We start from the raw sequence: 20,508 nt of genomic DNA, 5'->3' as shown, positions 1-20,508 counted from the left end.
GTCCCAGCCAGCCACTCGACCTTCCAATCACAACACAGGCGCTATTTAACTCCACCATAAACAGCACTCATTAAAATACACTTCGAGGAAACAACAATGATAAATCGTTCGAAGAGAACCCTGCTCTTATGGGTAACACTGTGTCTCACCGGGTGGGCCTATGCTCAGCCGAACCTGAGTCACCAGACTTTACTGCTCGACCCCAACGACCTTAGTTACAACCCAACCGGTGAAATCATTTTTCCGAGTTTGATCAAAGTATCTGAGAATGCGAACAATACACTGGGTAATTACTACCTGTACTACGCACCACATGATTCGCCGGGTGGCATTTCCGTGGCCTATGCCGATAATATTGAGGGGCCTTACACCGAATACAGTGGCAACCCGATTATCGACAATCAGGGGCAAGGGAAATTCTCGGTTTCTCATGTCTCTGGCCCCAATGTCCGCTGGATGCCTGAGTATCAGAAATTCTTCATGTACTATCATGGCGAAAATAGCGTCACCCGCTGGGCCTGGTCAACGGACGGACTGAACTGGACGATTACTAATGACAACGTCTCGTTGACAGCATCTGACTTTTCCCAGGCTGGCCTGGGGAGCGGATACAGCGAATCATCCTATGCCCGGGTATTCGATTATGAAATCCCGCACTGGGGTGACAAGTACACCATGTTGTTAATGGTTAACCGGAATGGGACGCGCAGTATTGCTCTGGCAACGTCCGACGATGGCAAGCAGTTTACGCCCAGGGATGGCGCCCTGGTTTCATCAGCACCCGACGGTCTCAGCAATATTTCCGGTCCATTTTTGTGGCAGGACAATGGCCAGCAATTTGTGTTGTATCACGGCGCATCCAATATTTACTATACAGAAGTAGGGGCCGACTTCTCCCTGGAAAATCACCTGGGTATTTTTTACAACCCGGAATCGGTTGGACCTGAGTACAACAAAGCTGCGGAGCCCTTCCTACACTATGAGAACGGTCAATGGCATATGTTCTATTCAGTAGGCCCCAGGCTCAGTCAGAAGATTGGCTATGCCAATGAAAGCGACCCGGGCTCTACGACAGGTATGGACATCGTTGTTGATAATACCAGCAATAGCTTTTTGAAAAGCACTGGCTGGAACCCAAGCACATCAGTCGGTGGGTACTGGGCAACTGATTATCTGGCCGACAGCAGCAGTAATGCCAACCAGGGAGCTTGGGCTGTTTGGGAGCCAACTCTACCGGAATCAGGGGCCTATCAAGTGTTTGCTCGCTGGACATCAGCAAGCAACCGGCCCGATAACATTTTGTACCGGGTGTACCATCAGGGGCAAGTGACCGACGTTCGCAAGAACCAGACCCAGAATGGCGGCAGCTGGCAGTCACTGGGAACGTTTACCTTTGATGCAGGTAATCCCGGACAGAATCGGGTTAGTCTGGATGCCGGCAGCGATTCCGGCTATAGCATCGCCGACGCCATTCGGTTTGTTAAGCAATAGTTAGCTGGTCTGTTCTACTATCGGGCTACGGAAGGCTCGTTTTTTGGGTCCATCTTCGGGTGGTCCTGTTAAGCGATGACTGAACTGGTCCGCATCGGAATAAAGTTGAACTGTGGCTGGTCGTGCGCGAAGACCTGCGTTTCGGATTTTTGCAGACCCGGGTACTATGGATAGACCGCAACCGATCGGAGGTTCTTCATGGCCACTAAAACCGTGTCTCTAAAGGAGTGGCAGCTGTTCCGCGAGGACGCGCCAGAGCAATGCTATGATGTACACGTTCCGGTGGATGTGCATCATGTCCTGTTAGCGTCCGGCGACATTCCCGACCCTTTCTATCGGGACAACGAAGGCCGGGTACAATGGGTGCATCAGCACAACTGGGTGCTTGAGCGAGCGTTCGAGTTGTCGGAGCAGGATCTGCTCCGCGATATCACCCTGCAACTGGAGTATCTGGATACTCACGCATCGGTCACGTTGAACGACGAACCCGTTGCTGAACTGTCGAACCTGTTCCGGCGGTTTTATCTGAACATTAAATCCCAGGCCCGGGTTGGCGAAAACCGCCTGCGCATCACCATGCACGATGCCGCCAAACTGGGTTCGGATCGGGCTGCGCAACTGCCATTCCCGGTGCCTTACAGTGAATCGAACAACCAGATACCGCACATGAACACGGTGCGCAAAACTCAGTGCGACGCAGGCTGGGACTGGGGCATTTGTCTGATGTCGACGGGCCTCTATACAGCACCGCTGATTCAGGTGCATTCCGATCGCCTGCTCGATACCGTTCGTGTCACCCAGCAGCACCAGCCCGGTGAAGCACGCTTGCAGGTCACGGTCGATACAATGGGTGCCGCTCAAACCGAACAGCGCCTTCATCTCGGGCTGCCCGGCTCGCAGCCGGTTGAATTGACCCTGATGCCCGGGCAGAACCAGGGCCAGGCCGAACTGGTGGTGACCGATCCGTCGCTCTGGTGGCCCAATGGCTATGGCGACCAACCTCTATACCGGCTGGCGGTCGAGATGGACGGCCAGCTCTGGCAACGCGACATCGGTCTGCGCGATCTGCATTGGGAATTGAGTGCCGATGAGGCCGGTAACCGAATGTTGGTTGTGGTCAATGGCGTCGAAATTTTTGCCAAGGGTGCAAACTGGATACCGGCCGATGCCTTTCCAGCACGCCACACACCCGAGCACTATCACCACCTGCTCGAAGCTTCGGCCGCGGCGCATTTCAACATGATCCGGGTCTGGGGCGGCGGCCTGTACGAACACGATGCCTTCTATGAAACCTGTGAACGGCTGGGCCTGCTGGTATGGCAGGACCTGATGTTTGCCTGTTCACTCTACCCAAGTACCCCGGCGTTTCTGGACGATGTGACTCTCGAAGTCGACTGGCAGGTGCGGCGCCTGCAAAGCCACGGCTGCATTGCGATCTGGTGTGGCGACAACGAAGTGATCGGCGCCATCAACTGGTATGAAACGTCACGCAACAACCGCGAAAAGTATCTGGTTAATTACGATCGGCTTAACCGGGTGTTGGACGACACAGTGCAGCACGCCGACCCGAGTCGGGTGTTCTGGCCCAGTTCGCCGTGCAACGGCGAACTGGATTTTGGCGACGCCTGGCACGATGACAACAAAGGCGACATCCATTATTGGGACGTCTGGCATTCGGGCAAATCCTTTTCCGCCTACTATGACATTAAACCGCGTTTCTGCAGCGAATTTGGCTATCAGTCGTTCCCGTCGAAAGGCGTTATTGAATCGTTTACCGAACCCGATGACCACAATGTCACCAGCCCGGTCATGGAGGTCCATCAGAAAAACCCGGCCGGGAACGCCAAAATCGTTGAGATGTTCACCCGCTATTTTCGCTTCCCGATGGGCTTCGACCAGTTCCTGTATTTAAGCCAGGTGCAACAGGCCATTGCGATGAAAACCGCCATCGAATACTGGCGCACGTTGCGCCCGCATTGCATGGGTACCCTCTACTGGCAGCTAAACGACAACTGGCCAGTGGCCTCCTGGAGCAGCCTGGAATACGGCGGCGGCTGGAAGCAGATGCACTACCACGCCCGGCGTTTTTACCAGCCGGTGCAATGGTTCTGGATCGGCGAAGGTGCGACGCAGCAACTGATTGCCGTGAACGACTTGCCCGTACCGGCCCAACTGAGTGGCCAGTGGCAAATCATCGGGCTGGACGGGAAAGTCGTGCAAACAACGCCGATCAACCAGCGACTGGAAGCCGGGGAGAGCCTGTGCCTGATAGAGGTAACCGCGGAAAACCCAACTGAAACCTTTGCCGTTGCCCGCGGCGATTATGAACTTGAGCAAACAACCGGCACAACGACGATTCCCGTTACAAAAGGCGAATGCGACGCCACTGCTTACTTTGCTGTGTGGAAGCAACTGGAATTGCCGCAGGCAGCACTGACCATCGCGACAGGTGAAGACACGGAAAGCCTCTGGGCAACCCTGAGCACCGACGTCCCCGCGCACTTCGTCACACTGGACAGCCCGGGCACCGGTCGCTGGAGCGACAACAGTTTTACATTACTGCCCGGCGAAGCCAAAACCCTGCGCTGGCAAGGCCAGCCCTTTGGCCGGGACGTGTTGTCGGTTTACGATTTGGCCGCCTGTTACCGGAAAACCCAAGGCGTTGTGGTGAGTTTGAAATGAGGGGGGTGAGTCAGGAGAAGGAAGGGAACATGATGCCCGATACGCCGAGAGCAACGCTCAAGACCCTGGCCCGGCACCCCCTGCTGGTCTCCTGAGCAAACTCCGACATTAGAGATACCCAAAAAAGAGGACCGCTCTGTGAATTTTTACGATCGTGATTTTTTGAACCAGCATTGTCAGTCGATACTGGCGTTTTACGACCCGCGAGTCGACGACCCGAGCGGTGGCTTTTTTCACAATTACTATGACAATGGCGATGTTTTCGACCCTGGCTTTCGTCAGCTGGTTAGCAGCACCCGCCTAGTGGTGAACTACGCTCTGGCCGGCCTGCACTTTGACCTCGAAGAATATCGAATTCGTGCCCGGCGCGGCCTCGACTATGTCGAGCAGGTCCATTGGCGTGACGAAGAAGCATTGTATGCCTGGACCCTGCGCGACCATGAACCCGAAGACCTCACCCAGCAAGCCTACGGTTATGCGTTCGTCCTGCTCGCTTATTCCGCCTGTCTGAAAGCGGGCGTTATCCACAATGCGGACCCATTGCACCGCACCTATGATTTGCTGGAACAGCGCTTCTGGCAAGCCGACTATGGACTCTATGCCGATGAGCTCAGCGCCCACGGCGTGCTCAGCGACTACCGCGGCCAGAACTCAAACATGCACCTCTGCGAAGCCATGATCGCGGCTTATGAAGCCAGCCAGGACAACCGCTTTCTCGAACGCGCCAAAACCCTCGCCGACAACATCGCTTTTCGTCAGGCCGACCTCACCGACGGACTGGTCTGGGAGCATTACACAACCGAATTCAACATCGACTGGGACTACAACAAAGAGGACCCGAAAAACCTCTACCGCCCCTGGGGCTTCCAGCCCGGCCACCAGACCGAGTGGACCAAACTGCTGCTGATGCTGCACCGCCATGACCCGCAACCGCGCTATATTGAACGCGCAAAAAGCCTGTTCGACCGGGCCTGGCAAAGCAGTTGGGATGCCGAACACGGCGGCCTGGTCTACGGCTTCGACCCCGAAGGCACATGGTGCGATGACGACAAATACTTCTGGGTGCAGGCCGAAAGCTTTGCCGCCGCCGCGCTGTTATTGCAGGCCACCGATGACGAACGCTACCGCGACTGCTACCAGCAGCTGTGGCAATACAGTTGGGACCACTTTGTCGACCACGACTACGGTGCCTGGTTCAGAGTGCTGTACCGGGATAACCGCAAAGTCTCCAACGAGAAGAGCGCCGCCGGTGCCAAGTGTGATTACCATACGCTGTGTGCGTGTCTGGAAGTTTTGCGGGTTATTGAAAATTGATCGACTGAGGCGGGACCTTGTGGACCAGATCCAGTAAAGTGAGGGTTTACCCACGTTATGGAATCGACACTATGCGTCAGCAATGGTTAAGTCTGGGTGGCCTGGTTGCCACCGCCTTTATACTCAGCGGTTGTGCCGGTTTTGGGGTGGACGATGCCTATCGCCAGCCCAGCTTTGATCACCAGTCCACCCGGCTGACCGGCATCACCTGGACCGGCGTCAACGGCTCCAGCCAGGTTAAACTGACCAACCCCAACGCCTATCGCCTGCCGATCACCGAATTTGCCGCCCAGCTCTGGCTCGACGGCGAACCCTGGATCGACCTGGGCACCCCGACACTAAACGGCCTGGCGGCCCGCTCATCCACCACCCTGGAATTCGACTGGACCGTCACTGCTGCCGGTCTGTTGCAGCGCGCGCGTGATGCCTATGCCGCTGGAGAAGCCAACCTGGAACTGAAACTGCAGCCGACGCTGTCGGTGCCTGTGCTGGGCGCGCGCCAGCTCGACTGGTCACACGACTTTACCGTGCCGGTACCGAAGTCGCCTCAGGTTAGCCTGGCTGACTGGCGGGTAGAAGACATCGGCTTCACCAGCCTGACGCTGGCACTGGACCTGGTGGTCACCAACCCGAACCGCTTTGACCTGGCAACCGGCCCCTTCGATGTGGGCATCGAAGCCAACGGGCGCAGTCTCTCAAGAATGTCACTGTCGGAAATGGACATCGGCGCTGGCGTTACCCAGCGCCAGACGACCGAGGTGTCACTGGGGTTTGGGGGGCTGGGCGTTTCTTTGCTTGAAGCCCTGCGCAGCGGCGAATGGCCGTCGAGCCTCGGTATGAACTGGTCCGGCAATATGCGCAGCCCGGATCTGGGGCTCGATCTGCCCTCCTTGACCGGATCGGTTAGCCGGTAAATGATAGGCGGTGGTCAGGCTGCTACTATCAGTCTGTATCGGTGTTAGTACCGATGCCTTTACCGATGAATAGTGACCGGACAACCGAAGGGCCGTGTTAACCAGGCTCACACCCGATGCCACCGGGCTCGGGTAGCGACAGCAGGGGTTCAGAATGGGCAGCAATGCAGTAGCGTCCGCAGGGCGTCGAATGATGGGGGTTTTGGCGGGGCTGACACTGTTGGCAACCGCTTCGCAGGCCTCAACACTCAGTGATGTGCGCAGCAAAAACTACCTCGATTGCGGTGTCTCGACCGGGATACCCGGCTTCTCGAACCCCGATGCCGAAGGCCGATGGAGCGGTCTCGATGTGGATGTCTGCCGGGCAGTCGCTGCAGCAGTGCTGGGCGATGCCAGCAAAGTACGCTACACGCCCTTGCCGCCGAGCGACCGGTTCAACGCCCTGGGCTCCGGCGAAGTGGACATGCTGTCGCGCAACACCACCTGGACCCACGCCCGGGACACCACCCTGGGCATGATCTTCGCGGGCATTGTGTTCTACGATGGCCAGGGTTTTATGGTTACCCAGTCTTCAGGGATCAGCGGGCTACAGGAACTGGATGGCGCGGCGATCTGCATTCAGGGCGGCACCACCAGTGAATTGAATGTGGCTGATTACTTCCGGGAAACCGGCATGAACTATCAGCCCGTGGTCTTCGCCACTTCCGACCAGACGCTGCGCGGCTTCGAGGCTGGCCGGTGCAACGTATTAACCTCCGATCTGTCGCAGCTGTATGCCCAGCGTACCCGGCTGAAAAGCCCGGAAGCCGTCACCATTCTGTCTGAGGTTATTTCCAAGGAGCCGCTGGGTCCGGCGGTTCGCCAGGACGACATGGAGTGGTACAACATCGTCAAATGGACGGTCTACGCCATGGTCAATGCTGAGGAATACGGCGTTAACCAGAGCAATGTCGACGCCATGCGGGAATCCCCGAAACCCGTGATTCAGCGCATGCTTGGCGTGAACGCAGATACGGGCCGAGCCATGGGCCTGTCAGCCGACTGGGCCTATCAGATCATTCGCCAGGTGGGCAATTACGGCGAGGTGTTCGAGCGCAATGTTGGTGTGGATTCAACCCTGGGCTTCGAGCGGGGGCTGAATCAGCTGTGGAACAAAGGCGGCTTACTGTACGCGCCGCCACTGAGGTAGCTGTTTAGGCATCGGAGTTTGGGTTCCCATCGGTGACCATCGCCCGCGGCGGCCACCGGTGCTACCTCAGTAGCATATTCCGAAACCCAATTTATCAAAGAAAACGTCTCGCCTGTGAATACCGTTGTTGCCAGTAGGCATTGCCCAGCGATGACTCGGTTACCCCGACCGACGTAGCCGAATGGATAAAGCGATTATCCCCCAGGTAAATGCCTGCGTGTTGTTCCTTGCCGCCGATGCGAAAGAAGACGATGTCCCCCTCGCGCAGTTGATCTCGCCGTACGAACTGTCCTTCACTCAGCATCATGTCAGTGGTGCGGGGCACGGTGCGGTTCAAGCCTTCACGGTACGCTGTCACAATAAACCCCGAGCAGTCGAAGCCGGCGGGTGTGGTGCCGCCATAACGATAGGGCGTGCCCTGATACCGCTGGTAAACCCGTTGTAACTGACTTGTAACGGCGGATTGGCCGGTTGGGTCGGTGGTGTTGCCGGGTCTGGATGCATGGGTACCGGTTGCCGCCGGCTGCTGGCTGACCGTGCCGGCTTCATAGCTCTGGTAGCCAGCGCAGCCAGCCAGAAGCAGGCTGGCCGTGGTGATCAGCATCAGGTTGCGCAGGTGGCAGGTGGGCGTTAGGCCGTCGGCTGGGAACATCGATTTTGTGGGCATCGTCAGCGGTCTGTCAAAACTCTGTAAGGCAACCTTACCTCGCGATGCCAGCCCGGGCCAGTCGGCGCGCGTAAAGATGCCGACCCGGGTTCAGCGGGCAGTCAGGTTGGGCGGCCCTGTTGCCAGTGTAGCAGGCGCTCTACCAGCATCGGTCGGGAGAAGGGTTTGGGGATCAGGTCATCCATGCCCGCCGAGAAGGCTTCGTCGCGATCGCGTTCCATGGTGTTGGCAGTGATGGCCAGAATGGGGGTGTTGGCGTTGGGGCCATCGCTCTTGCGGATCTGGCGGGTGGCTTCGAAGCCGTCCATCTTCGGCATCTGACAGTCCATCAAAATGAAATCGTATTGAACCGCAGCGGCTTGCTCCACCGCGCCCAGTCCGTCGTAGGCGACTTCCAGTTCACACCGCTCCCGCTCCAGAATGGCGGTCAGCAGTTTCAGGTTAAGCAGATTGTCTTCGACGATCAGGACTTTGCTGCCAGCCAATGGCGCCGCTTCAGTGGTCATGCCTTCCTGCTCGGGAGCGCTGGTGCAAGGCAGGCTCAGCCGGGTAAGGGTGTGGTCGGCATGCTGCTCTCGCGTCAGTTCGGCGCCCAGAATGTCGGCAAAGGCCTGGCTGAGATAGAGGCTGAGTGTCGGGCCCGAAAGAGGCGTCTTGTCAGCTGGGTTTTCAGGGTTGGCCAGGTCGGTCACCGGTGGCGTATGAATGGTATCAATGGGGTTGGGCTGGCGCAGGGTCAGGTTTAGCCGCTGGGCAGTGGCGTCGAAATGTGCGCTCATTTCTATATCGCCGGACTGGCTGTGCTGCAGAGCATTGTCGAGCAAGTGATCCAGAATATGCTGGGTGTTGTGCCAGTCGAGTGACAAGGCGCCGGGCAAGGTGTCGGCTCCGATCAGGGTGCAGGCCCTGCCGTGGGTCGAGAAAGCCGCTGACAGCCGGTTTTTGCAATCCCCCAGTCGGCTGCGCACGTCAACCACCGCCGGGCGGCTGACCACCGGGTAGGCCAGTAGTTCGGCATAGGAAAGTAGGCTTTCGACCTGGTGGTGAGTGGTGTGAGTCGCGTTTTGCAGCAAATACAGAAGTTCCTGCTGCCGGGCTTTCAGAGGGCTGCTGGCCAGTTCGGCCAGTGCACCCAATGCGTGGGTGATGGGGGTGCGCAATTCGTGGCTGACCAGACGCAGAAATTCATCCTTACTGCGGCTGGCGTCACGGGCATCCTGCAAGGCCTGGTCGAGCCGGGCCAGTGTCTGCAGGGCTTCCTCTTTGGCTTCTGCCTCACGCTCTTCGCGCGCGCGGTGGTCGTTACGCAGGTAATTGGCCTGGGCAACTGACATCAGCAATGACTCGTATGCCACCCCAAACAACAGTGCACGCTGCACAAAGAAATTGGATGGCAACGCACCCTGCACATAGAGATTGTACAGAAGGGTGCAAATCACCAGGCCCGACCAACTGACCAGAAACAGCGGGGCTGAATTCAGGCCTTTGTACGTAGCGCTGATGCCGAGATAGATGACCGTTACAAAAAAGATCATATTGGCCAGGGTGACTATGGTGACCGCGTGGCTGACCATATCCAGCAGGCCAAAGGGAATTGATGCAATACCCAGCCAGCGCAGCCCGCTCAGCACATGGTGCAACCGCGGGTAATGGATGCGGGTGCGCAGAAAATGCTGACAGAAACCGTAGCCACCCCAAAAGAACATCGCGAGCCCAAAAAACGCGGCATTCTGTTGGAAAAAGGTCGAAGCTGGCCAAAGGTAGAGGTAGCCAAGCCCCGAGTTGTAGATCGAAAACAGAATAATGCCGCTCAGGTAAATCAGGTAGTTAAAGCGGAAGCGGTCTCTGTCTACTTGCCACATCACCAGATTGAACAGCAGCATGGCACCGCTGAGTGTGATCAGCAGTACATCGAGTACCATTTCACGGGTGGCCGAGTGTATCTGGGCCGCCTCATCGTTCAGACTGACGTCGAGGGCGAGGGTGCTGCGACCATAGGCGGCGATGTAGATTTCCCGGGTGTCACCGGGGGCAATGGCTATTGGCACCAGGTAACCGGGGAACGGATAGCGGCGCAGGCCGCTGGGGCGACGGTCGCCGGCGATAAAGATGGGGGAATTCAGGTCAATGGCCTGGCCCGCCATAACCGAGTAGACGTCTACGTAATCGGCGGCTTCAGCGTTGATGGCCAGCGTCCAGTCGGATTGCTGGGTGTCATTCACGACACTCAGCGCCAGCCAGGCCTTTTGGTCGTCGCGGACATAGCCAAAATTCGGGGTGCTTTCGAACGTCTGCGGTAAAGCATCAAGGCTGGGGGGTGTATCGAGGGGCAGCAGCCCACCGTTGAGTGCATTCAGCGTTAGATGGTTGTTGATTTGCGACAACCGGATCTCGGCATTGGCCGCCCCGGTAAACAATATACCGGCCAGGCCGAACGCCAGAAACGTCAGAACAGAGGCGATACCAAGGCATCGCTGTAAGGGAGGTGAATGCCACGGGACCCAGCTACCCAACCAGCCTCTGGAAGGCGGTTCGATGTCACGGTTCCCTGTCGTGGCAAGCTGTCCTTTTGATGTCATCAGCGTATTCAAAACAATGCATCCAGGCCCAGCTTAACACTAAGACCGATGTTTACACCTTCCTTTTCTTCAAGTGCGCCCAGCAACCCACAACAAGCTCCAATAGGGGGAGTTCGGCGGAGTATAGATACAGGACCAGCAATGCAAGCAAGCGAGCTGTGTTCAGAGAAAATCGGTTAAAGCGGTCAGTAAGGTGACGCTTAGACGGTACTGTGCTTGCAACAGAGGGTCAGCCTCGTATGATGAAAATCCAAATTGAGCAGCGTTCATCAAGGACACGGAGGCAGTCAATGGAAGTTATTAGCAGCGAACAGGTGGCTCGGTTGCTCGCCTGGCCGGCACTGATCGAACGTATTGCGAGCGCTTTTGTCGACGGTGTTGAAGCGCCCCCACGCCACCATCACGCGATGCATCGCAAAGACGGTGAAGCCACCATGCTGCTGATGCCTGCCTGGCAAACGGATGGCTACGTGGGCGTGAAGATGGTCAACGTCTATCCGCAAAATGCAGCCGCCGGTCTGCCAGCCATTTCCGGGGTCTATTTACTCAGCAATGGCGAGACCGGTCAGCCTCTGGCCTGTATCGATGGCAGCGAACTGACCCGGCGTCGAACCGCCGCTGCGTCAGCCCTGGCCGCGCGTGAACTGGCGCACCCTGACGCGGCAACGCTGGTCGTGCTTGGCACCGGCAAACTGGCACCCATGCTGATTGAAGCCCACGCCAGTGTGCGGCCCATTCGGAAAGTGCAGATCTGGGGGCGCAATCCGGAGAAAGCCGCAGCACTGGCAACGCAGTATCAGAACCGCTTTGAGTCCAGTGTTGTGACCGACCTGGCCGACAGCGTGAGCCAGGCCGACATCGTCAGCTGTGCCACGCTATCAACCGAGGCCCTGGTGAAAGGCGACTGGCTCAAGCCCGGTGCGCATCTGGATCTGGTTGGTGCGTTTCGACCCACCATGCGCGAGTGCGACAGCGTGGCCATAGCCCGCGGTAAGGTGTTCGTCGATACCTACGCTGGTGCCCGCGGTGAAGCCGGTGACCTGTTGCAGGCTATGGACGAAAGCGATTTCACATTCGACGATGTCTGCGCCGACCTGGCCGATCTATTGCGTGGCAAAACTCCGGGCCGCGAGCGCGGCGATGAGATTACGGTGTTTAAATCGGTCGGCGCGTCGCTGGAAGACCTGGCCGCCGCCATCGAAGTCTGGCAGCAGCACTCAGGAGCCTGAAGCATGCATATAGCGGTAATTGGTGCCGGTGTGGTCGGCGTGACCACTGCCTGGGCGTTGCAACAACGCGGTCACACCGTCAGTGTGATTGAACCCCAGCCATCAGCGGGAATGGAAACCAGTAAAGCCAACGCGGGCCAGCGCAGCTATGGCTACGTCTACCCCTGGGCGTCACCGGCGATGATTGGCAAGGCATTGCCCTGGCTGCTATCGGCCGATGGCCCGCTGAAAATGAAACAACCGCCGTCACTGTCAACGCTGCGCTTTCTCTGGGATACCTGGCGCTATGCGCGCCAGCCGGGGCTATTCGAGGCGAACAAAGTCGCCATGCTAAAGCTGGCGGCTTTCAGTCGCGAGTGTTTCATCGATATAGAACAGAAACACCCCTTCGATTTTTCCGGCGGCCACCGCGGGTTGATGGAATTGGCCAGCAACGCGAAAAGCCAGCAGGGTTTGCGCGAAAACGCGGCGTTGTTGCAACGCCTGGGTATTGAGCACCAGATGCTGGAACCCGATGAGGTGTATGCGGTTGAGCCGGGCCTGGCGCGTAACCCACCCATTCTGGGTGCGTTGCGCCTGAAAGACGACGGCACCGGCGACTGCCTCCAGTTTACCCGGGCATTGGCGGACGTTTGTGCCAGACAGGGTGTTAACTTCCATTACGGCCAGTCGGTTGCCGAGGTTATTACCGAGGCTGGTAAACCGGTCGCCCTGGTACTGACCCGGGCCAATGAACCGGGCGCTGCCGAGCAGCTCGAAGCCGATGCGTTTGTGCTCTGCGCCGGTGCGGCGTCGTCGGAGGTTGCCCGGGAGTTTGGCCTGAAGTTGTCGCTTTACCCGGTCAAGGGTTACTCGCTGACGGCGGCGCTGACCAACCCCGACAAGGCACCGCAATCGACGGTGATCGACGATGAATTCAAAGTGGTGGCCACCCGGCTTAACGACCGACTGCGGGTAACCGGCTTTGTCGAACTGGCTGACTTTAACCGCGACATACCCGCCCGCCGACTCGACACCCTGAAACGTGCCACCGCCATGCGCTTCCCAGGGGCTGCTGATCTGGAGACCGCCGAAGCCTGGACCGGGTTCCGGCCGATGACACCGGACGGTCCGCCAGCCATCGGCAAGGGCCCGTCCGACAACCTCTTTATTAATACCGCGCATGGCACCTTCGGCTGGACACTGTCGGCCGGGAGTGCACAAATTGTGGGCCAACTGGTCGACGGGGAACCGGCCGCGGTCGACCTTGGTGCGTTTCGGCCCGACCGGTTTGGCTGAATAGCGATTTCCTGATTTTTTTTTAAGCCAAACCGATGACTCTTCCAGGCGGGAGAGGTATATCTATAGGCCAGTTCAAAAGGAGTGTTGAGATGCAGCCCAGAGACGTAAAAACCAAAGCAGACGCCAAAGCCATTATTGAAGAGCGCAATGCCAGCCAGGTAAAAGTCGGGGTGTTCGATATCGACGGGGTACTGCGTGGCAAGTACATGAGCCGCAGTAAATTCCTGTCGGCACTGGAAGGCGGCTTCGGCTTTTGTGATGTGGTGCTGGGCTGGGACAGTAACGACCAACTCTACGACAACGTCGACTACACCGGCTGGCACACCGCCTACCCGGATGCCTGGGTCAACATCGTGCCGGATAGCTGTCGGGAGATTCCGTCGGAAGGCAACACCCTGTTCTTTCTCTGTGAATTCACCGGCCCGGCCGAAACCATTTGCCCGCGCGGTTTGTTGCGTCGGGTACTGGAGCGTGCCGACGGCCTTGGGTTCAACGCACTCGCCGCCTGCGAATTCGAATTCTTCCTGTTTGAAGAAACCCCCAAGTCGGTGCGCGACAAACACTACCAGCAGATGACCAGCATCACGCCCGGCTTTTTCGGCTACTCGGTATTGCGCAGCTCGGTGATGGCCGAGTTCTACAACGACTTTATGCATTACTGCAACGCCATGGACATGCCGATGGAAGGCTTTCACACCGAAACCGGCCCCGGTGTGCTGGAAGCGGCTCTGGCGGTCGATTCCGCCCTAGACGCCGCCGACAAAGCCGCCCTGTTTAAAACCTTCACCAAAGTCTACGCCCAGCGCAACGGCATGATGGCCACCTTCATGGCAAAGTGGTCGGCCGACTACCCGGGCCAGAGCGGTCACATGCACGTATCGCTGCACAAGAAAGACGGTACCTCGGCGTTTTACGATGAAGCCGGTGGCGAACACAAGATGTCTGAGACCATGCGCCATTTCATCGGCGGGCAACAGGCATTAATGCCGGAATTCCTGGCGATGATCGCCTGCACCGTCAACAGCTACACCCGGTTAATTCCCGGCGCCTGGGCACCGACGGCTGCCAGTTGGGGCATTGAAAACCGCACCTGCGCCTTGCGCGCCATTCCAGGGTCGCCCAAGTCACAACGTGTCGAATACCGAATTTCAGCGGCTGATATCAACCCGTACATTGCGTTGGCCGCTGCGTTAGCCTCGGGTTTGTGGGGCATAGAAAACAAGATAGAACCGGACGCACCGATTGCAGGCACGGCCTACGACGTCGAGTTCTCGCCCGAACGAACATTACCTGCGACGCTAATGGAGGCTGCCGGGCGGTTGCGTGCCTCAAAAGCAGCGCGCGAACTTTTCGGTGATGCCTTTGTTGAGCACTATGCGGCGACCCGGGAATGGGAAGAACGCGAATTCAGAAAAGCCATTACCGATTGGGAATTGCAGAGGTACTTCGAAATTATTTGATAGGTTGCCTGTGTCATGAGTTAGAAATTCGCTGGGCAATTCGAGTAGGTGGTGGCTTTGACATCGGTGCCAATCGGACTGTCGGGTACGTCTACTGGGGGCGCGCCGTAAATACATCCATGTAGACTCGGAGACAACATCCCTGTTGTCTAACGGCCCCCAGTAGACGCACCCAACAGTCCTTGAGCAAGTAAAAGGTTAAATCACCACGAATTTCCAACTCATGACACGAGCTGCACTCGAACACATAACAGGAAATGAAATATGACTGAGATGGCAAAAATCATCAGCCCGGTAAACGCCGCCCAGTATGCCGAGCGGCCTTATCTGAGTGAGATCGAGGCCCGTGATGCGGTAAAGCAAGCGTCGGCTGCCCAGAAAAAATGGCAAGCCATGCCGCTGGCGCAACGAGTGGAAATATTGGAGCGGGCGGTTGAACTGCTTGACGAGCAGCGCGACGAGTTAGCTGAAGAACTGGCCTGGCAGATGGGCCGCCCTGTTAGTCAGGGGGGCGGTGAAGTGAATGGCTTCAGCGAACGCGCCCGTTACATGCTGGCGATAGCGCCGCGCGCTCTGGCCGACTTGGATATGCCGGATAAACCCGGCTTTAAGCGTTACATCCGACGCGACCCGGTTGGTGTGGTGCTGACCATTGCGCCCTGGAATTTCCCCTACATGACGGCGGTCAATACAGTGTGGCCAGCGCTGGCGGCGGGTAATGCGGTGTTGCTCAAACATGCCCAGCAAACCCTGCTCTGTGCCGAACGGTTGCAGCGTGTTCTGTTGCAAGCTGGCTTGCCGGAGGGAGTGTTCCAGGCAGTAACGCTAAGCCACGAAACCACGGCGGCTATTTTGAAAGAACCGGCCATTCGTTTCGTCAGTTTTACCGGTTCAGTTCGCGGTGGGCAAAGCATTCAGCAAGCCATCGCCGACAGCGGCCAGTTTGCCGGTACCGCCCTGGAATTGGGTGGTAAAGACCCGGCCTATGTGCGCGCGGATGTCGATATTGCCGATGCCGCCGTTAATCTGGCCGATGGCGTTTTCTTCAACAGCGGCCAGAGCTGCTGCTCGGTGGAACGCATTTACGTGCACCAGGATGTGTATCAGCCTTTTGTCGATGCGCTGGTCGCTGAAACCCGCAAACTGGTGCTGGGCGACCCCCTGCAAAAAACCACAACGCTTGGCCCGCTGGTCAAAGCCTCGGCGGCTGACTTTGTGCGCGGGCAGATTGCCGACGCAGTCAAAGCCGGTGCCACAGCGCTGATTCAACCGGGCGAATTCCCCGAAGACCAGCCTGGCACCGCCTACCTGGCACCGCAAATTCTGACCGGGGTTGATCACAGCATGCGCGTGATGACCGAGGAAAGCTTCGGCCCGGTGGTTGGCATCATGCCGGTGGCCTCGGACGAAGAAGCTATTGGGCTGATGAATGACAGCGAGTTTGGCCTGACCGCTTCGATCTGGACGCGGGACCTGGACGCGGCCGAACGCCTCGGTCGCGAGATCCAGACCGGCACGGTGTTTATGAACCGGTGCGACGTGCTCGACCCGGCCCTGGCCTGGACCGGCGTCAAACATACCGGCCGGGGTGCGTCGCTGTCCGAAATCGGGTACGACGCCCTGACCCAACCCAAGAGTTTTCACTTACGACTGCCCAGCGGAGGCTGACCCATGACCACCGACACCTCGTTAATCGCCAACTGGGGCATGCCCAACCGTATCCTGGTCGGCCCGGACCGATTGAAGGAACTGCCCGCGCTGTGCCAGGAACTGGGCTTCAAGGCGCCGCTGCTGGTCACCGACCGTGGGCTCGCTGGTCTGCCCATGGTGACCGACACCCTGGCAGCGCTGACCAGTGCCGGCCTCGGTGCGGCACTCTTTGCCGACGTGGAAGGCAACCCGACAGGCCCTATGGTCGAAGCCGGCGTAACGGCTTATCGCCAGGGCGGGCACGACAGTGTCGTCGCCCTCGGTGGCGGCAGCGGCCTCGATGTGGGTAAAGCCATCGCCTTTATGTCGGGCCAGACCCGGCCGATCTGGGATTTCGAAGACATCGGCGATTACTGGACTCGCGCCGACGCCAAGGGCATCGCCCCGGTTATCGCCATTCCGACGACGGCCGGTACCGGCTCGGAGGTAGGGCGGGCCTCGGTCATCGCCAACGAAGCCGAACACCGCAAAATCATCGTGTTTCACCCGAAAATGCTGCCAGTCGCCGTCATTCTGGACCCGAAAGTCACAACGGCGCTGCCGCCTCACATCACCGCCGCAACCGGGCTGGACGCCTTCATCCACAGTTTCGAAGCCTACTGCGCGCCCGGCTTCCACCCGATCTGCGAGGGCATCGCCCTGGAAGGCATGCGCCTGGTGGCGGCATCGCTGCCGGTTGCCTATAAAGACGGCAATAACCTGGAAGCGCGCACCAAAATGCTCACCGCCGCCAGCATGGGCGCCATAGCCTTCCAGAAAGGCCTGGGCGGCGTACACGCCATTTCCCACGCCGTCGGCGCCATGTACAACACCCACCACGGCCTCACCAATGCCGTGGTGCTGCCCTACATCATGGTGCACAACCGCGCCAGCATTGAGCACCGCATGGTACCTGTGGCCCAGGCCGTGGGCCTTGAAGACACCTCCTTCGATGCCCTGCTGGAATGGGTACTGGCGTTCCGTCGCGACCTGGGTATTCCACATACGCTGGCCGCCATCGGCGTGCAAGACGACCAGGCAGACGAAGTCGGCCGACTGGCCGCCGTCGACCCCTCAGCCGGTGGCAACCCACAACCGTTGAACGCAGCCGTGCTGACCAAGGTATTCCTCAATGCCGTTCATGGCCGGCTGTAAGCTAAAGAGGCCAAAGGCTCTGAACATTCGGAATTGTTGAGAAGGCGAGCGACGGGTGCCGGATGTGCTTCTGCGGGGGAGTCCGCAACAGGGATGTTGCGGTCTAGGCTCCACGGACGGATTCACGCCGACCCCGCAGAAGCACACCCGGTATCCGGCGCGGACCAAAGCCACCAAACAAGCCCGAGCCACAGTAAGAAAGGGGGTGCCAAATGCCCCCACAAATCCGTATAATCTGCGCCCCATTTTCCGGGATTTGGTGAAAATTTGATCACCAGGCCCGGCTCAGTTCAACCCGAGGTGTTCAGTGCAATTTCCCAAGCGTTACGATGTCATAGTGATCGGTGGCGGTCATGCCGGAACCGAGGCAGCGCTCGCGTCTGCCCGCACCGGTGCCCAGACGCTGCTACTGACCCACAACGCCGATACCGTCGGGGTAATGTCCTGCAACCCCGCCATTGGTGGCATTGGCAAGAGTCATCTGGTCAAGGAAATCGACGCCCTCGGCGGTGCCATGGCGCGTGCCACCGACCGCGCCGGTATTCAGTTCCGGGTATTGAACAGCCGTAAAGGCCCGGCCGTACGCGCCACCCGCGCCCAGGCCGACCGCCAGCTGTACCGGGCCGCGATTCGGGAAATCGTCGAATTGCAGCCGAATCTGGAGCTGTTTCAACAGTCGGCTGACGATCTGCTGCTGGAAAACGACGTGGTGACCGGCGTGGTCACTCAAACCGGTATTCATATCATGGCCACCACCGTCGTGCTGACCGCCGGCACCTTCCTCGGCGGCAAAATTCACGTCGGTATGCAGAACTATTCCGGTGGCCGCATGGGCGACGCGCCCAGCAATGCGCTGTCGCAGCGCCTTCGTGAGCTGCCGTTCCGGGTGGGACGGCTGAAAACCGGTACCCCGGCGCGCATCGACGGCCGCAGCCTCGATTACAGCCAACTGACCGAACAGCCGGGCGACACGCCGCTGCCGGTGATGTCTTACATGGGCCGGGTCGAAGAGCACCCGCGCCAGGTCGCCTGCTGGATTGCGCATACTACCGAGCGCACGCACGATATCATCCGCGATAATCTGCATCAGTCGCCCATGTACGCAGGTGAAATTGAAGGCATTGGCCCGCGCTACTGCCCGTCGATTGAAGACAAGGTCACCCGCTTTGCTGACAAGACCAGCCACCAGGTCTTTGTCGAGCCCGAGGGCCTGACCACTTATGAAATGTACCCGAATGGTATCTCCACCAGCCTGCCGTTCGACGTGCAGATCGCCTTTATTCAGAGCATCAAAGGCTTTGAAAACGCCCACATCACCCGGCCCGGCTACGCCATCGAATACGATTACTTCGATCCGCGTGACCTGAAACACAGCCTGGAAACCAAATTCATAGGCAACCTCTTCTTCGCTGGCCAGATCAATGGCACCACCGGCTACGAAGAAGCCGCTGCCCAGGGCCTGCTGGCCGGGGTCAATGCGGCCCGTCGCGCTGCCGGTGAAGCCGCCTGGACGCCACGCCGTGACGAAGCCTATCTGGGCGTACTGGTCGACGACCTGATCACCATGGGCACTCTGGAACCGTACCGGATGTTCACCAGCCGCGCCGAATACCGCCTGCTGCTGCGCGAAGACAACGCCGATGCGCGCCTGACCGAAACTGGCCGGTCACTGGGCCTGGTCGATGACGCGCGCTGGGCGGCTTTCAGCACCAAGCAGGAAGCCATTGCCCGCGAAACCCAGCGGCTGAACAGCACCTGGGTACAGCCGAAGTCGGCCGAGGCGCAAGCCTTGCACGACAAGCTGGCACAGCCACTGTCACGCGAGACCACCCTGCGCGACTTGCTGAAACGGCCGCAACTGACCTATGCCGACATCGCCGAACTGGTGCCGACTGACTTGCTCGACCCGGCGGTCAGCGAACAGGTCGAGATCAGCGCCAAATACGAAGGCTATATTCAGCGTCAGCAGGACGACATCGATACCCTGCGCCGCCACGAAAGCATGAAGCTACCGGCTGAGCTGGATTTCGACGCCATCGGCGGCCTGTCGAACGAAGTAAAGCAGAAGCTGAAACAGACCCGGCCGGAGACTCTGGCGCAGGCCTCGCGTATTTCCGGCGTCACGCCGGCGGCAGTCTCTATGTTGCTGATTCATCTGAAGAAGCAGTCCGCGGCCAGCAAGGCGGCTCAGGTCGAGCAGCACAGCGCATGAGTGAGCGCTATGCATCGCTGTTAAGCGACGGTCTGGCTGAACTGGGCATTGAACTTGACGTGGCTGTTCAACAGCGATTGCTGGCTTACCATGCGCTGCTGGCCAAGTGGAACAAGGCCTACAATCTGACCTCGGTGCGCAAACCCGAGGAAATGATTACCCGGCACCTGCTCGACAGCCTGTCGATTCTGCCGTTCGTCGGCCCGGGCGATTTACTGGATGTCGGCACCGGCCCGGGCCTGCCAGGTATGATTCTGGCGCTGGTAGATCCCGACAAACCGGTCACGCTGCTAGACAGCAACGGTAAGAAGACCCGGTTTCTGACTCAGGTCAAACTGGAGCTGGGTGTCGGTAATGTAACCGTGGTGCACAGCCGCCTCGAAGCCTGGCAGCCGGAGCGAACCTTCTCACAAATATCGTCACGTGCCTTTGCCACCCTGGCCGATATGGTGGCAAAATCCCGGCATCTGCTGGCACCGGGTGGCCACTTTCTGGCCATGAAAGGACTGTATCCGACCGACGAAATCACCGCTTTGCCGGGCGATATCCAGATCGATCGGGTCACACCGCTTACCGTTCCGGGCAGCGCTTTACTCAGTGCGGACGCACGACATCTGGTACAGTTGTCGGCCCGAACGACATAAGG

At 58.7% G+C, this 20,508-nt stretch carries 14 protein-coding genes; 12 read left to right on the top strand and 2 right to left on the bottom strand.

What is annotated here, in order from left to right:
* The first annotated feature begins 96 nt into the window (after positions 1-96).
* The 5 genes from ABJT94_RS12635 to ABJT94_RS12615 all read left to right on the top strand — a co-directional run bounded on the left by ABJT94_RS12635 (position 97) and on the right by ABJT94_RS12615 (position 7,590).
* The gene (locus ABJT94_RS12635) at positions 97-1,491 is read left to right on the top strand and encodes a hypothetical protein (RefSeq protein WP_348476244.1); all 1,395 of its coding nucleotides are present in this window, start codon (positions 97-99) and stop codon (positions 1,489-1,491) included.
* A 198-nt stretch (positions 1,492-1,689) separates the two neighbouring features.
* Positions 1,690-4,173 (top strand): glycoside hydrolase family 2 protein, encoded by a 2,484-nt coding sequence (locus tag ABJT94_RS12630; protein ID WP_348476243.1) that lies wholly within the window; start codon positions 1,690-1,692, stop codon positions 4,171-4,173.
* A 138-nt stretch (positions 4,174-4,311) separates the two neighbouring features.
* Positions 4,312-5,487 (top strand): AGE family epimerase/isomerase, encoded by a 1,176-nt coding sequence (locus tag ABJT94_RS12625; protein ID WP_348476242.1) that lies wholly within the window; start codon positions 4,312-4,314, stop codon positions 5,485-5,487.
* A 71-nt stretch (positions 5,488-5,558) separates the two neighbouring features.
* Positions 5,559-6,401 (top strand): LEA type 2 family protein, encoded by an 843-nt coding sequence (locus ABJT94_RS12620; RefSeq protein WP_348476241.1) that lies wholly within the window; start codon positions 5,559-5,561, stop codon positions 6,399-6,401.
* Between the two features lie 154 nt (positions 6,402-6,555).
* Positions 6,556-7,590 carry an amino acid ABC transporter substrate-binding protein gene (locus tag ABJT94_RS12615; RefSeq protein ID WP_348476240.1) on the top strand — a complete coding sequence of 345 codons (1,035 nt, stop codon included), beginning with the start codon at positions 6,556-6,558 and terminating at the stop codon, positions 7,588-7,590.
* Positions 7,591-7,684: 94 nt separating this feature from the next.
* On the opposite strand, the gene ABJT94_RS12610 is transcribed toward ABJT94_RS12615, so the two are convergent.
* The gene (locus ABJT94_RS12610; protein WP_348476239.1) at positions 7,685-8,257 is read right to left on the bottom strand and encodes a C40 family peptidase; all 573 of its coding nucleotides are present in this window, start codon (positions 8,255-8,257) and stop codon (positions 7,685-7,687) included.
* 101 nt (positions 8,258-8,358) lie between these two features.
* A complete protein-coding gene (locus tag ABJT94_RS12605) occupies positions 8,359-10,836 on the bottom strand; it encodes a 7TM diverse intracellular signaling domain-containing protein (RefSeq protein WP_348476238.1) in 2,478 nt (825 codons plus the stop codon).
* Positions 10,837-11,126: 290 nt separating this feature from the next.
* Here ABJT94_RS12605 and ABJT94_RS12600 point away from each other — a divergent pair, with 290 nt between their 5' ends.
* The 7 genes from ABJT94_RS12600 (at position 11,127) to rsmG (ending at position 20,506) form a co-directional block, all read left to right on the top strand.
* Positions 11,127-12,065 (top strand): ornithine cyclodeaminase family protein, encoded by a 939-nt coding sequence (locus tag ABJT94_RS12600; protein ID WP_348476237.1) that lies wholly within the window; start codon positions 11,127-11,129, stop codon positions 12,063-12,065.
* Positions 12,066-12,068: 3 nt separating this feature from the next.
* Positions 12,069-13,343, top strand: coding sequence for a D-amino acid dehydrogenase (locus tag ABJT94_RS12595; RefSeq protein WP_348476236.1), 1,275 nt, complete (start codon positions 12,069-12,071; stop codon positions 13,341-13,343).
* Positions 13,344-13,435: 92 nt separating this feature from the next.
* Positions 13,436-14,806 carry a glutamine synthetase gene (locus tag ABJT94_RS12590; protein ID WP_348476235.1) on the top strand — a complete coding sequence of 457 codons (1,371 nt, stop codon included), beginning with the start codon at positions 13,436-13,438 and terminating at the stop codon, positions 14,804-14,806.
* A 264-nt stretch (positions 14,807-15,070) separates the two neighbouring features.
* On the top strand, positions 15,071-16,474 hold the full coding sequence (locus ABJT94_RS12585) for an aldehyde dehydrogenase family protein (RefSeq protein ID WP_348476234.1): 1,404 nt from the start codon (positions 15,071-15,073) through the stop codon (positions 16,472-16,474).
* Between the two features lie 3 nt (positions 16,475-16,477).
* A complete protein-coding gene (locus ABJT94_RS12580) occupies positions 16,478-17,650 on the top strand; it encodes an iron-containing alcohol dehydrogenase (RefSeq protein WP_348476233.1) in 1,173 nt (390 codons plus the stop codon).
* Between the two features lie 307 nt (positions 17,651-17,957).
* Positions 17,958-19,862 carry a tRNA uridine-5-carboxymethylaminomethyl(34) synthesis enzyme MnmG gene (gene mnmG / locus ABJT94_RS12575; RefSeq protein ID WP_348476232.1) on the top strand — a complete coding sequence of 635 codons (1,905 nt, stop codon included), beginning with the start codon at positions 17,958-17,960 and terminating at the stop codon, positions 19,860-19,862.
* Positions 19,859-20,506 carry a 16S rRNA (guanine(527)-N(7))-methyltransferase RsmG gene (gene rsmG, locus ABJT94_RS12570; RefSeq protein ID WP_348476231.1) on the top strand — a complete coding sequence of 216 codons (648 nt, stop codon included), beginning with the start codon at positions 19,859-19,861 and terminating at the stop codon, positions 20,504-20,506. Before mnmG ends, rsmG begins: the two co-directional genes overlap by 4 nt.
* Positions 20,507-20,508 lie beyond the last annotated feature (2 nt).

The organism is Saccharospirillum sp., assembly GCF_039982735.1.
GTDB lineage: Bacteria > Pseudomonadota > Gammaproteobacteria > Pseudomonadales > Natronospirillaceae > Saccharospirillum.
The sequence above is the reverse complement of the archived record's forward strand: the minus strand, read 5'-3'. Positions and strand labels throughout refer to the sequence as shown.

What these genes read in the sequence shown, in the direction of transcription:
- ABJT94_RS12595 (WP_348476236.1), top strand. Translation starts at nt 12,069, where the DNA reads ATGCATATAGCGGTAATTGGTGCCGGTGTGGTCGGCGTGACCACTGCC.
- ABJT94_RS12580 (WP_348476233.1), top strand. Translation starts at nt 16,478, where the DNA reads ATGACCACCGACACCTCGTTAATCGCCAACTGGGGCATGCCCAACCGT.
- ABJT94_RS12615 (WP_348476240.1), top strand. Translation starts at nt 6,556, where the DNA reads ATGGGCAGCAATGCAGTAGCGTCCGCAGGGCGTCGAATGATGGGGGTT.
- ABJT94_RS12610 (WP_348476239.1), bottom strand. Translation starts at nt 8,257, where the DNA reads ATGCCCACAAAATCGATGTTCCCAGCCGACGGCCTAACGCCCACCTGC.
- ABJT94_RS12605 (WP_348476238.1), bottom strand. Translation starts at nt 10,836, where the DNA reads ATGACATCAAAAGGACAGCTTGCCACGACAGGGAACCGTGACATCGAA.
- ABJT94_RS12630 (WP_348476243.1), top strand. Translation starts at nt 1,690, where the DNA reads ATGGCCACTAAAACCGTGTCTCTAAAGGAGTGGCAGCTGTTCCGCGAG.
- ABJT94_RS12600 (WP_348476237.1), top strand. Translation starts at nt 11,127, where the DNA reads ATGGAAGTTATTAGCAGCGAACAGGTGGCTCGGTTGCTCGCCTGGCCG.
- ABJT94_RS12620 (WP_348476241.1), top strand. Translation starts at nt 5,559, where the DNA reads ATGCGTCAGCAATGGTTAAGTCTGGGTGGCCTGGTTGCCACCGCCTTT.
- ABJT94_RS12585 (WP_348476234.1), top strand. Translation starts at nt 15,071, where the DNA reads ATGACTGAGATGGCAAAAATCATCAGCCCGGTAAACGCCGCCCAGTAT.
- rsmG (WP_348476231.1), top strand. Translation starts at nt 19,859, where the DNA reads ATGAGTGAGCGCTATGCATCGCTGTTAAGCGACGGTCTGGCTGAACTG.
- ABJT94_RS12590 (WP_348476235.1), top strand. Translation starts at nt 13,436, where the DNA reads ATGCAGCCCAGAGACGTAAAAACCAAAGCAGACGCCAAAGCCATTATT.
- ABJT94_RS12635 (WP_348476244.1), top strand. Translation starts at nt 97, where the DNA reads ATGATAAATCGTTCGAAGAGAACCCTGCTCTTATGGGTAACACTGTGT.